At 49.1% G+C, this 13,369-nt stretch carries 10 protein-coding genes; 7 read left to right on the top strand and 3 right to left on the bottom strand.

Features of this window, described 5'->3' with window-relative positions; translation table 11 throughout:
* The first annotated feature begins 87 nt into the window (after nt 1-87).
* The 3 genes from ACFS7Z_RS18720 to ACFS7Z_RS18730 all read left to right on the top strand — a co-directional run bounded on the left by ACFS7Z_RS18720 (nt 88) and on the right by ACFS7Z_RS18730 (nt 4,651).
* Nucleotides 88-1,413: an MFS transporter gene (locus tag ACFS7Z_RS18720; protein WP_377487807.1), complete on the top strand. Its 1,326-nt coding sequence runs from the start codon at nt 88-90 to the stop codon at nt 1,411-1,413.
* A gap of 216 nt (nt 1,414-1,629) precedes the next feature.
* Nucleotides 1,630-3,954: a DUF7133 domain-containing protein gene (locus ACFS7Z_RS18725; protein WP_377487809.1), complete on the top strand. Its 2,325-nt coding sequence runs from the start codon at nt 1,630-1,632 to the stop codon at nt 3,952-3,954.
* 136 nt (nt 3,955-4,090) lie between these two features.
* Nucleotides 4,091-4,651, top strand: a complete 561-nt coding sequence (locus tag ACFS7Z_RS18730) for a hypothetical protein (protein WP_377487811.1) — start codon at nt 4,091-4,093, stop codon at nt 4,649-4,651.
* A 490-nt stretch (nt 4,652-5,141) separates the two neighbouring features.
* Here ACFS7Z_RS18730 and ACFS7Z_RS18735 read toward each other — a convergent pair whose 3' ends face one another.
* On the bottom strand, nt 5,142-5,819 hold the full coding sequence (locus ACFS7Z_RS18735; protein ID WP_377487813.1) for a hypothetical protein: 678 nt from the start codon (nt 5,817-5,819) through the stop codon (nt 5,142-5,144).
* A gap of 709 nt (nt 5,820-6,528) precedes the next feature.
* Between ACFS7Z_RS18735 and ACFS7Z_RS18740 the strand changes: the two genes are divergently transcribed.
* Complete coding sequence (locus tag ACFS7Z_RS18740; RefSeq protein ID WP_377487815.1) at nt 6,529-8,277, top strand: ABC transporter ATP-binding protein; 1,749 nt, start codon at nt 6,529-6,531, stop codon at nt 8,275-8,277.
* Nucleotides 8,278-8,419: 142 nt separating this feature from the next.
* On the opposite strand, the gene corA is transcribed toward ACFS7Z_RS18740, so the two are convergent.
* Nucleotides 8,420-9,370 (bottom strand): magnesium/cobalt transporter CorA, encoded by a 951-nt coding sequence (gene corA / locus ACFS7Z_RS18745; RefSeq protein ID WP_377487817.1) that lies wholly within the window; start codon nt 9,368-9,370, stop codon nt 8,420-8,422.
* Nucleotides 9,371-9,629: 259 nt separating this feature from the next.
* Between corA and ACFS7Z_RS18750 the strand changes: the two genes are divergently transcribed.
* The gene (locus ACFS7Z_RS18750; protein ID WP_377487819.1) at nt 9,630-10,256 is read left to right on the top strand and encodes a hypothetical protein; all 627 of its coding nucleotides are present in this window, start codon (nt 9,630-9,632) and stop codon (nt 10,254-10,256) included.
* Between the two features lie 312 nt (nt 10,257-10,568).
* Here ACFS7Z_RS18750 and ACFS7Z_RS18755 read toward each other — a convergent pair whose 3' ends face one another.
* On the bottom strand, nt 10,569-11,210 hold the full coding sequence (locus tag ACFS7Z_RS18755; protein WP_377487821.1) for a c-type cytochrome: 642 nt from the start codon (nt 11,208-11,210) through the stop codon (nt 10,569-10,571).
* Between the two features lie 434 nt (nt 11,211-11,644).
* On the opposite strand from ACFS7Z_RS18755, the gene ACFS7Z_RS18760 reads away from it, so the two are divergent.
* Nucleotides 11,645-12,235, top strand: coding sequence for an RNA polymerase sigma factor (locus ACFS7Z_RS18760; RefSeq protein ID WP_377487823.1), 591 nt, complete (start codon nt 11,645-11,647; stop codon nt 12,233-12,235).
* The gene (locus tag ACFS7Z_RS18765) at nt 12,192-13,178 is read left to right on the top strand and encodes a hypothetical protein (protein ID WP_377487825.1); all 987 of its coding nucleotides are present in this window, start codon (nt 12,192-12,194) and stop codon (nt 13,176-13,178) included. The genes ACFS7Z_RS18760 and ACFS7Z_RS18765 overlap by 44 nt, the downstream gene beginning before the upstream one ends.
* The last annotated feature ends 191 nt before the right edge of the window (nt 13,179-13,369 follow it).

The following is a 13,369-nucleotide window of genomic DNA, read 5'->3' on the forward strand; positions in this document are numbered from 1 at the left end:
GAGGAGAAAGCAGGCAGCAATCAAATAGCACCACGAAAGCAACAGACGCAGATTTAACACCATATCAACAGAAATCAGATTCATACCATGGGAAAAACGCAACTAACCGATACCGGCACCGGGTTAACAGAAAAAGCGAAAGTGGGCAATTACCGCTGGGTCATCTGCGCTCTGCTGTTCTTCGCCACCACCATCAACTACATCGACAGGCAGGTGATTGGCTTGCTGAAGCCGACCCTCGAAGCGCAGTTTAACTGGACGGAGCTCGACTATGGGTACATCATCATGTTTTTCTCTGCCTCCTATGCTATAGGGTATGTCATATTCGGCAGTGTCATCGACAGGATAGGGACGAAGCTGGGTTATTCCATTTCTGTGGTTGTCTGGAGTATTGCCGCTATGCTACATGCCGCGGCCCGCTCCACGCTGGGCTTTGGCCTTGTAAGGGGCTTGCTGGGCCTGGCAGAGGCCGGTAACTTTCCGGCAGCTGTAAAAGCGGTAGCGGAGTGGTTCCCGAAAAGAGAGCGTGCTCTGGCTACTGGTATTTTTAACTCCGGGACCAGCATTGGAGCAGTAGCCGCCCCGCTGCTGGTGCCCTGGATCCTGGGTGCATATGGCTGGCAGGAAGCCTTCATCATTACCGGGGCTTTGGGATTTGTTTGGTTGATATTCTGGTGGTTCATGTATGAAATTCCTTCCCGCCATAAAAAAATAACGCCTGAGGAATACGCTTTTATTCACATTGATAATGAGCCCGCCTTAACAGAAACAGCAGGTTCCTTAAAGTGGAGCCGCCTGCTCCAGGTAAAGCAAACATGGGTGTTTATTGTGGGCAAAGTGTTAACTGATCCGATATGGTGGTTTTTCCTGTTCTGGCTGCCATCCTATTTTGCTACCACCTTTAACCTGGATCTCACCAAGCCAAGCCTACCGCTGGCAGTTGTGTATACCGCAACCACCTTTGGCAGTATTGGCGGCGGCTACTTGTCATCTCACCTCATTAAGCGGGGGTGGCCGGTGCTCAAAGCAAGGAAAACCACCCTGCTCATTGTGGCTTTTGTGGTGCTGCCTATCATGACGGCAAGGTACGCGACAGACATCTGGGTGGCTGTAGGCATTATCAGTCTGGCGGCAGCCGCGCACCAGGCCTGGAGCACGAATATCTTTACCATAGTTTCGGATATAGTACCTAAAAGAGCCGTCAGTTCTGTTGTGGGCATCGGAGGTATGTCTGGCTCCATTGCCTCTACCTTTTTCCCTTTGTTCGTAGGCTGGCTTCTGAATTATTACGAGGTGCTCGGGAACATTGGTGCCGGGTATAACATCCTGTTCATCATCTGCGGTTTTGCTTACCTGCTGGCCTGGCTGATTATACACCTGCTCACTAAAAGTATGAAGCCGCTGGAGTTGTAGGAGAGGAAAAAACCTAAAAGAACGTTATCTGTTTGAAAGACTGATGGTAAAAGTGAAGAGCATACATAATCACCTGCCCTTCTAAGGAGGAGAGTTCTCCCTGCATGTGTGGTTCCCTTCGGGGAGCAGCAGGGGTGGGTTTAAGTATAATTTGAGCGGGCTTTATCCTTATCCATTCTGTCGCCTTACTTGCTAAACTGAATTGAATTAATAACAATGAGAAAATATCTGTATCCCTTTCTTCTACTGGTCATGGCGTGTTTCCTGGTTTACTGCCAAAGCAGCAAAACGAATAACACTGAACAGGCTACGGCTACTCTGGAAGAAGGAAGCAAACCCCTGGCTGCCCAGTTTAGCCTTGATTCATCTCCTGTTGTCTCTCCTGCAGCATCGCTCGGCCTGATGCAGGTAGCTGATGGCTTTGAGGTGAAACTGGTAGCTTCAGAGCCCCTTGTAACTGCTCCCGTTGCGATGACCTTTGATGATGAGGGGCGCATGTGGGTGGTGGAAATGGAAGGCTATATGCCCGATACGGCCGGAACCGGGGAGGAAATCCCGAGTGGTAAGATTGCTATTCTGCAAGATACAGACAAAGATGGTGTAGCAGATAAACGGACCGTGTTCCTGGATTCGCTGGTATTGCCAAGAGCTATAGCCCTTATTGACAATGGCATCCTGGTGGCGGAGCCGCCATACTTGTGGTACTACGAAATAAACAACGGCAAGCCAGGCAAAAAAACACTGGTCGATGATGCCTATGCAGTAGGGGGCAACGTGGAGCACCAGCCTAATGGGCTTTTCCGGGCCATGGATAACTGGATTTACAACGCCAAGTCGACCAAGCGCTACCGGAAGGTTGGAGACAAGTGGCTGATAGAGCCAACGCACTTCCGGGGCCAGTGGGGCATTACCCAGGATAATTATGGCCGGCTCTACTACAATACCAACCCTTCTAACGTGCTGGGCGATTACTTCGCGCCGGGTTTTGGCGCTACAAACAAAAACCAGCGTGGTGTTGCCGGCTACAACGAAAGAATAGTAGCCAATAACAAGGTTTACCCCATCAGGCCTACCCCCGGCGTGAACAGGGGGTACATGGAAGGTGTTTTAGATGACAGCCTGCGCCTGGTGAATTTTACCGCTGCCAACGGACCGGTAGTGTACCGGGGCGATTTGTTCGGGGACACCTATGCCTGGAACGCCTTTGTGGCAGAGCCAGCGGGTAACCTCATCAAGCGCAATATCCTGAGCGAGAGCGGCTATGTTACAGGCGGTGAGCAGGCGTACCAGGGGAAAGAGTTCATTGCAAGCGTGGACGAGCGTTTCCGGCCGGTAAACCTGTACAACGGTCCGGACGGAGCCTTGTACATCGTTGACATGTACCGCGGTATTATCCAGCATAAAACGTACCTGACCCCCTACCTCAAAAATGAAATAGCCCTCCGGAATTTAACACAGCCTTTAGGCTATGGTCGCATCTACAAGGTTGTTCCTGAAAACAAGACGGCTAAAATGGTGACGCTGCCGGATGCTCCTGAGCAACTGGTGCAACTGCTGGGGCATGCAAATGGATGGGTGCGGGACAATGCGCAGCAAAAGCTCATAGACCGAAATTTTACACAAGCTATCCCGGCTTTACGACAGGCAGTAAAAGAGACAGACAACCCCCTGCAGGTAATGCACGCACTCTGGACACTGGAAGGATTGGGAGCACTGAAGTCTGAAGAGGTACTTGCCCTGCTAAAGCAGCCAGTATGGCCTTTACGGATGCAGGCATTAACTGCGTTGCCTTCTGTGCTGAACAAGGCAAATTACAAGCAATATGTGCCGGTGCTGGAGCAACTGGTAGCCAGCAACGATACACTGGCAGCACCCTATGTGGCATTCCTTGCAAACCACATCCAGCCATTCGACAAGGTATCAGCGAACAACTTGTTACAAAAAGTAGCTCAGAAGTACCCTTCAAATGAATATGTAGCCGATGCCGTTATAAGCAACCTGCAGGGCCGTGAAGAAGCGTTCCAGGAAGAACTACTGGCGCTGGCGCCTGATACTGCCTATACCATAAACAAGCAGTTGGCGCGGGTGGTAACAAATATCAGAGATGCCCGCGCAAGCCGGAGCCCGGAAGCGCTGCTAAAGGAGTTTCCGAAAGGTGTGGCGATGTATACCCGGTCCTGCCAGACGTGCCATGGCGCAGACGGCAATGGTGTCAAAGGCCTGGCGCCTCCTTTGAACAAATCGGAGTGGGTAACAGGCGACAAAGACAAACTGGTATCCATTGTGTTATATGGCCTGACCGGACCGGTAACAGTAAACGGCCACCTGTATAAAGCGCCGGAAATAAATGGCGATATGCCGGGTATTGGCTATGACAAATCGTTGCCTAACGAAGACGTGGCGCAGCTGCTCAGCTACATCCGGAAATCGTGGCAAAACGACGCCAGTAAAATTACTGCTGAGGAGGTTACCAAAGTAAGGCAGCGTTTAAGTGACCGCCAAAGGGCTTTCACCGTAGAGGAATTGAATAAAATACAATAAGTATTCGTATTTTGAGTTCCTGAAGTCCTTTAGATGCCTGGCACCGGTTGGCTCTGTTCAGGAGCATAACCTTGAACAGCACAGCAAATAACCCGTTTTGTTGGTGCCCAGCTTTACTTCAGTAAAGACAAGCGTTATGCAACTCACAAGACTGATATTCGTGCTAATGCTGCTGTGCTCCTGCGCCACACAACGTGGGGCTGAGAAATTCTTTGACAAAAACCCGGAAGAACTGGCGGAATACGTGGATAAAAACACAGCGTACACGGAGGAGTATGGGAAAGCTTATGCTGCCAAACATTTCCCCGCAAAGCTCTCTCCGCAACTACCTCCCCCTGCCACAGAAAGGGAGCAGCTGATTGTGCCCGGCAGGCTAACACCATGGCCAGTGCCGGAGCAAAGAACGAAGTATGTGCCAGTTCCGCGTACCAGAGACTGCCCTGAATGTCTTCCTGTTCGCATTACTCAAACAGTTCTCCTGCCAGACACTGCCAGACTGGATGCCTTGCTGGCAGAACTGAATGAAGAGTCCGTAGCGCATAGTGAAACAAGGCAGCAGCTAAAGAAAACAGAGGTTGAACGTGATTTCTGGCAGGAAAAGAACCGGAAAAAATTCTGGACTCTGATAGCGATGGTCATATTCGCTGTACTGTACCTGATTTTCAGGCTACTGGCTTCCCGTGTCCGCGAGACCTGAGCCCGTACACTTTTCATTGTTTGAGAATAAACGCAAAAGCCCCTTCCTGCAGGAAAGGGCTTTTGCGTTTATTCTGACCACGTACATGAAAAAAAGGAAAGGGAATAATTTGTTTTAAATATATTAATACTATATATTTTAGAAGGATTCATCATCACCCTGCACCACACGTCTTATCTATGGCGATAGTTATTTTTTTTATTGGCACAATACTCATAATGGGTGTTCTATGTGGCGCCCTCGCCTTGTTACTGAGCTTTGAAGAAGAGCCGCAAACAGAACCAAAGGTCATTCCACCCTTTTATCCTGAACTTTCAAACCTTGCCGTTCCGGAACGGAAGGCGGTGCCAGGGAGCGGTTTGGAAAGTAAGCCAATAGCTCATCCCCAAACTTTTGTACCCCAGCTTATACCTGTGCAGGCAGCAGATAGCCTGAAAAGCGTATAGGTATTTGAACTTTGCTTGAAAGGAATTCAGCTTTTCTTTTCTGATTATTCCTGTTCCAGAACCTCAGCTTTCTCGTATTCTGCTTCAAATTCATTTGTAGTCAGGTCGTCTTTGCTTATCCAGTTCTCTGAAGTCAGGATTTTATAGTGGTTTCCATCCGTCTGCTTGAGTTCCCACAGGATATCATCCGCTTCCGGGAAAGGTTTATTTCCTGCCATCTGCTCACTAAACAGCCTATTAACAAGATTCCTGTCTGAAAGACCTGCACCCAGTAATTTCAGAACCATTTCCTTTGGATATGCAGCTTCACTGGTTTCTTCTGAAGCTGTGAAGCTGCAATCAATAACTGTGGCCTTGGTGTTGGGGAATTTGCCGTTGAAAGCCTTGTACAAGAGCTGATTGATATGAAATAAGGTAGCATGCAGGCTGATCTCAGGATATTCCTCCACCACCTTGTCCAGTAACATATCGTTGGAAATCTGCTGTATCTGGCCGTCGTTCAGGTGGTCGCTGAGTTTGTATTCCAGAAAGATAGCGGCGGCTTCATTTGGCTCATAGTCCGTGATAGCCATCAGGAGCAGCTCATTTAAGGTGTCTTTTGCCGCATTTGCTGCATCCGGGTAGTTAAATTTTTCAAGTAACTGAATATAATCCTCCGTCGACCAATAGCTAGCTATTTCCTCTACTGTGGTGGCGTCGGTAATTTTTATTTTGAATTTCATGGGGAGCTAATCTTAAGATGTGAATGCTGTTAAGCTTGCATGTAAGCGAGTGGGAGCATGTTTTTTTCGTTCTGATTCGAAAAGGACAAACTATGAACATGCGCGTAGTAATAGAAAGATATAAAGGCGCTTTAAGTTCAACTTTATATGGTGCGACCTCCATAACTTATTGTTCTTTGTGCTTATCTCATCTCCTGCCACCATATAAACAGATGGTACAAAAGCGACAAAAAAAGGGTGATTCGCGCCAGCAGTGACAAACACATTAGTTTATATTCTATATTCACAGTTTACCGAGGTGTGGCTAAAACAGACGCAGTGAATTTTATGGTGCCTGAAGTACATGAGCCGTGCAGTAGCCTTCCTTCAAAGGGTAGAAATCGTCTCATTCTACATATTTGTCATCCTGTTAAGGATCTTGTGGGCGAGTCGCGAAAGCTTAACCTCCCGGGGGTAGGGGCCCTCTATTTCTATCAGGTTCCTTAACAGAATGACAGTAAATCAACTTCATACTCTTAAAATGAAGCGATTCATCCCTTCAAAGGGGGACTTGTTCACAGATAGAACTTTCTGCCTGGTGGCTTTCCTGAAGTCTTATGTAGAAAGGAGGGTCATACTGCTGACATCAATAAGTAGGGGTGGGCGCTAAAGGGTGAAGCAAAAACAAGTTCGGTTAACACCTGTTGTAATCGTTGTCTTTCCTAAATAAATGGCGAAATCAAAAAAGCTTAAGAATGTAACCGTCAGCCAGGTGTTCAAAACCATCATCTGGCCCCGGAAAAAGTACCTCGGTATTGGGCTGGTCCTGATCATCATCAGCCGCCTGGCGGGCCTGGTGGTACCTGGCGCCAGCAAATATCTGATAGATGATGTCATTCCGAACAGGGACATGTCGATGCTGAAATGGCTGATCCTGGCAGTGGCAGCAGCTATTGTCATCCAGTCTGTCACGTCCTTTGCCCTGACGCAAATACTGAGTGTAGAAGCGCAGCACCTCATTTCCCAGCTAAGGGCGAAGGTGCAGCGGCACATCATTCAGCTTCCCATCCGTTTCTTCGACAATACAAAAACCGGTGAGCTGGTTTCGAGGATTATGACGGATGTGGAAGGCGTAAGAAACCTGGTTGGGACAGGTTTTGCCCAGATGATAGGAGGGGTGCTCACTTCGCTTATTTGCCTGGGCCTGCTTATTTATATCAGCCCGCTGATGACCGCCTTTGTTTTAATTCCTGTCGCTATTTTCGGTGTCATCTCTTTAAAGGCTTTCGGAAAAATAAGGCCTATTTTCAGGGACCGCGGCGTCATCAATGCAGAAGTAACCGGGCGGCTGACAGAGACTTTGGGGGGCGTACGCGTGATAAAAGGATTCAACGCGGAGGCGCAGGAGATTAAAATATTTGAAGCGGGCGTTACCAGGCTTTTCCTGAACGTGAAGGAAAGCCTGGTCACCACCAGCCTGGTAACCAGTGCGGCTACCTTGTTACTGGGGCTTGCTTCGGCAGGCATTATGGGGATAGGTGGTTACCAGATCATGAACGGTGAACTTACATACGGCGATTTTGTGTCCTATACGCTTTTCCTGGGTTTCCTGATTGCGCCTATACTTCAGATGAGCAACATCGGGAGCCAGTTTACAGAAGCATTCGCCGGGCTAGACCGTACCGAAGAAATTCTGAACACGCCTCTGGAAGATGATGGCGGACACAGGACCTTAAAACTGGAGCATATACACGGCGATGTCGTCTTTGACAGGGTGTCTTTTGCCTATGAGGAAGGAAAAGAAGTAGTGAAGGAAATCAGCTTCAAGGCGCCTGCCGGTTCTGTTACTGCTTTGGTGGGAACATCCGGCTCAGGGAAAACTACCATTGCCGGGCTGGCTGCTTCATTCCTGAATCCGGATTGCGGCACCATTACAGTAGATGGCCACGACTTGCAGAAAATAAGCCTGCAGAGCTATAGGAGCAAGTTGGGCGTCGTGCTGCAGGACGACTTTCTGTTTGAAGGCACCATCAGGGAAAACATCATCTTCCCACGCCCCAATGCCACCGAAGAGCAGGTACAGCAGGCCGTAAAAGCAGCCCACGTGCAGGAGTTCACTGACCGGTTCCCGGAGGGCCTGAATACTTTGATTGGGGAACGCGGTGTAAAGCTGTCGGGAGGCCAGCGGCAGCGCATCGCGATAGCCAGGGCCGTGCTGGCGGACCCGCGCATCCTGATCCTGGATGAGGCGACCTCTAACCTGGATACAGAGAGCGAAAGCCTGATACAGGCTAGCCTCAAGACACTGATGCAGGGACGCACCACCTTTGTCATTGCCCACCGCCTCAGCACCATCCGCCAGGCCGATCAGATTCTGGTAATCGAACAGGGTAACATTGCAGAGCAGGGAAAACATGAAGAACTGCTGGAGAAGAAAGGAAGGTATTACCAGCTTTACACATATCAGGCGCGGATTTAAATTAAGGATTCTCAGGTTTGTTACGTATGCTGTGGTTTCCCAGAGGGAAAGGAGTATTCTCCACCATTTCACTGGCGCAGGTTTGAAAACCTGTGCCAGTGAAATGGTGGATATTGGTGCTATAGGCCCGGAAAAGCCTTCTCTATAGCCATTTCTTCCGCTTGAAGTACCACAGGAATGCCATGGATGAAATGACCATGAGCACGAGCGCAAATGGATAGCCGAATGTCCACTCCAGTTCGGGCATGTGCTCGAAGTTCATTCCGTAGATACTGGCAATGAGGGTAGGGGGCATGAATACAACGGTTACCACCGTAAAGATTTTGATAACCTGGTTCTGCTCAATGTTCACCAAACCCAGGAAGGTATTCTGCAGGTACTCCAGACGCTCAAAGCTAAACTGCGTGTGCTGAAGCAGGGAGTTAATGTCTTTGAGGATAATACGCAGGCGTTCTTTCTCTGGCTCATTTACCAGGAAGCTCTTCAGCAGAGAAGAAACCAGGCGCTGCTTATCCACGATGCTGCCACGTATGAGAATGGTATTTTCCTGCAGCTCCGTTATCTGGATAAGTACCTCCTCTTCAATGGATCGTTCTTTCACCAGCTTACGGCTGACTTTATTCGTGAAGCGTGACAGGAACTCAATAAAGTCAGCATCCAGGTCGGTCTGGGTTTCGAGCAGGAGCAGCCAGATCTGAAGTGCTTTGTTGTTGGTGGTCGTGAAGGTCTTGAGTTTGCGCACTGTTTCGGCAAAAGACTTTAAGTCACCGTGCCGGAGTGTGAAAAGAATGTCATCTTTGAAAATAAATGACACCTGCCTCGTGTTATAAGACGTGCCCTCCTTCACCACAAAAGCACTGTTTGCCTCAAAGCCGGTACTGTCTTCGTAAAAGCGGGAACTGCTCTCAATCTCCGCAGCTTCCTGTGGCGTGAAAAATTCTATCCCGTAGAAATCCTCGACCTGTTTCTGTTCCTCCGGTGTAGGCCCCTGCAAGTCAATCCAAATAGTTCTACCCGGGCAATCGGTGTTTAAATTGTCAGGATTCTTATCCCAGCACAGCTCGTTTCCCTGTATATAAAAGCTCCTGATCATGGGTGACTACTCTATTAACTCTGTTTAAAAAGAATTTGGCAGGCAAAGGTAAGCATATTAGGTGAAAGTCTCATTCGTTCGGGGTGCTGTGTAGGCGGCGGTATGCCGGTTTACTCCAGGCGCTGCTGTTCTGTCGTAAAGGGGCAGGGCTTTGCACCCTGCTTTGGCACTGGTAAGGGGTCCGTGCTGGAATTAACCCCAAAAGGTGAACGACCGTTTATATAGGGAAGTAATTTGTAACTAAACCTAATGAAGAGCTATGAACAGACGAGACAGAGATCGGAACGACTACGAGCATGACTACGGACGCTATGAGGGCTACAACAGGAATGATGAGCATTACCACAGCGCCAGAAATTTAACGGACACCTTCGAGCAGGAATATCAAAGCCACAGGGGCGGTAACCGGCACCACATGGATCACACCTACCACGAGGGCGATATGGGTGATGCCTATGAGCGTTTCAGGAGAGAAGGCCGAGGCTACGGAGATTATTCCGGCAACCAGCGGAACGACCGGGACCGTGACAGGTATAACGGTGGCAGCTTCAGCCGCGACAGTTACAGCAGCAACCCGGACTATGACAGAGGAGACCGTGACAGCAGCCGGGACTATGGTAACATGCGGCAGCGCTATGGCACCTCCGACCGCTACTCCTCCTCCGGCAGGGATGACTACAGAAGAGGAAGAAATGACCGGGAAAATTATTTCGGAGAAGGAGACTATGACAGAAGCTCCCGTTACAGTGGCAGGGACTACAATAGCGGCACAGGCTATTCAGGAAGTTCCGGCACAAGGGGCAGGTATGAGAGCGACCGTGACAGCAGCGGAGACAGCTGGCTCGACTCCAACCGCCGCAGCTATTTGCAGGATAGGTATTACTAGAGCACCTGATTCCCTCATAAAAAACAGCCGTTGTTTGAAGTCAACGGCTGTTTTCTTTTACAGGCAACTGCAGTATGTTAAACATGTAAACTTGGTGCTGGTATTCTTGTGCACGGGAACAATTTCACTGTCAAACGCTAAAAGATGTTAAGTTTAATTTACCCCGCACTAAAAACACGGGCTTTTGGCATGTTCAGTTGCTATCGGGGAGCAGGTGTTCGTAACAGAGTACGTTAAGTAAGTCGAGACTGGCAGCGGAAAACAACCGTTGCAGAGAACCACCACCAGTGGGTATGGATACGCGCGTGTATGTTATTTAACAGAAGCCTGTGCAACGGGCGGCACAGGAGCCGGAACTACATTCCGTATCGGCTTGGTAGACTTCAGGTAAGCAAAAATTGCTTTCAACTCTTCGTCGGTCATGTTACGGTACATATCCCAGGGCATGGGGGGCAGTATCGGCCTGCCGTTCTCCATTCCCTTTATTTTGCCTTCTCTAATGGCATAAATAAAGTTTTGCTCCTGCCAGTTTCCGATACCTGTTTTATCAGAAGTTAAGTTGGCTGCAAAAGAAATACCCCATGGGCCTACCCAGGAGGTTAAAGTCTGCGTAACGGCAAGTCCTTTTTTCTGTACTTCCTGCCGGTCAATGTCGGGCGGTGGCATTTTAGCAGGGTGCCCTGAGAGGGCTAAGGAAAAGTCCAACACCGGGCCTTTGTCCGTCATTTTCTTTGGTGTGTGGCAGTCATGGCAGCCAGCTATCAGCACCAGGTGCTCCCCATACTTTATCTGGCTCTCAAACCCGCCGTATTTGTTCTGCTGCGGACCCTCCTGAACGACAGGGTTTACTGCAGCCTGTTGCATGCGATCTTCAGTGCGTGCTTCCGTACATTGCGTAAAGAGGCCAATACCTGAGAGCAGCAGAAGATAAGCGAAACTCCTTCTCTTGTCCATAGTAATTTTTAGTTAAGGTGTTGATAACTAATACCTTGTATAAGATAATGTAATCTTGGTATCTTTAAAAAGGGTAGCGGGCATATTGCGTGTACTATCAAAAAGTCTGGGTGAAAGCAAGCTTTTTCTATACAGAATACCGGAGCTTTTAATACAGGAATCAATATATAAAGGGGCTTCCCTCACGCTTTTCTACCTGCTGTAGCGTAATGTTTGTGGAGGTGGCCCTATATACTTGTAGCCAAGCTTTTCTGGTGAAAGCGTTTTGGTTGTGCAATGGAAAGGAGGCACGAACTGCATGTTTGCGCCAGTGGTAGAACCAGCTTAAGCAGTATCTAAAGCTTTACTGATTTATCTCACATAGAATAATTGTTAGAAACTGCGACTTTTTGCCTTGTGCTGTGTCTAATGCATGAATGTTAAACCAAAAGCATATGCCAGGAAATCCGGAAGAATTTTTAAGCCTGTTAAAGCCACATTACCGCGATGCCCTACAGTACTGCCGGGCGCTGTGCCGCGACCCGCACGAGGCACAGGACCTGCTGCAGCAATCGCTGGTAAGTGCCCTGGAGAAAGCCTCTCATCTTCGGGAGCCGGACAAGTTTAAGTCGTGGTACTTTAAAATCATTACCCGCACTTTTTATACCCAGCGTCGGAAAAAGTTCTGGTCGCGGTTTTTGCCACTGGGCCCCCCTTACCAAGAACTCCCACTGCCCGCTGTGTTTGAAGAAGAACCCGGGAACGAGCGCCAGGCACTTCTGTTGCTGGCCTTGCAGGAACTGAAACCAAAAGAACGTGCTGCCATCTTACTTTTCGAGATAGGGGAGTTCTCCATACAGGAAATCGCCGACATACAGGAAGAGAAGAGCCTGTCGGCAGTAAAATCGCGGCTCAGCCGGACGCGGCAGAAGCTGAAGACGTCTGTCATAGACGCTGAAAAAAAAAGAAGTTTAACCCCCATGCTTACAGGAGATTTAAACCATGAAACAGAAAAACTTGCCGCAGCCTACCTCGGCCGCCGATAATACTAGCGCTGAAATGAAAGCGTACTGGCAAACCATCCGGAATACCGATCATTCAAATTCCTTTTCTAAAACATCACACTGGGTGCGCCACCGTGAACACCCTGCTACTGTCAGCCACTCCATCCCTGAAAAGATGCATGTCCGTCTCGCTGGCCTGAAGTTCAGGATGGCTTACATCGTGCTGGCGCTACTGTTGGTAGTGGGTGCCTGCAATTACCCGGTAGAGGTGAAGGAACCCCTTGCCACGGTGTTGCGCTGGGAAGTGAAGGCCGATGACAAAGCCGCTGTAAATGCTATGAAACAGATCAGCTGGTTGCAGCAGGGACCACTTCTGGTAGAAGAAATAAACCTGAATGGAAACAGCTACCTGGCTTATTCTATTACTGTGCCGGATGCTGATCCCGCTGTGCTGCAAAGCTACCGGAACAGCCTGGCCGGAATAAAAGGTGTCTCTGGTTTAACCGTGTCGCCGGTTACGCATACAAGATCGCAACCATTGTATGCCGCGGCCCTGGAGAGCTTTTTTAAAATAGAAATGGATGCGACCGGTATTTCAAATGAGGCACTGGAAAAGAGCATACAGGAGCAGTTGCAGGCGCAGGGTATCCATAACCTGGCTGTGAAAGTAACAACCGGCCAGGATGGGGAGCGAAAGATAAACACCAGCATAACCGATGAGGCGGGCGAAGCATTTGGAGTGGATCTGAAAGTGAAGGACGGCAAGCGCGTGACCCATGTCCAGGAGCAGATAAAATACCTCCAACCTGGAGAAGTGCCTCCTGCCAAAGACATGACCGATGCGGAAATAAAGGCCTTTGTCATTAAAAAAAACCCTCATTTATCGCTGAAAGAAGATGAGATAGTTATAACCCGCAAACCTGGTAAAACAGAGGTGACGGTGCAGGGCAGAACAGGAGTTAAAATGAACCTCCTGTTCAAGTAGCTTCGGGTACAGCAGGCTACCCACCAATCTCAATGAACCCTAAAAAGCACAAGCGGCAAGCCTGTGCTTCTTTCTTTCCTGATGTGGCAGGTATAACAAATTAGCAACAGCAGCACGACAGCAGCTTTAATACACACCAGTTGAAGCAAATTACGCTAATGCGCGTTTTGAGCTTGAGCGAATCGTTCAGA

Source organism: Pontibacter toksunensis, from assembly GCF_042686245.1.
Classification (GTDB): domain Bacteria; phylum Bacteroidota; class Bacteroidia; order Cytophagales; family Hymenobacteraceae; genus Pontibacter; species Pontibacter toksunensis.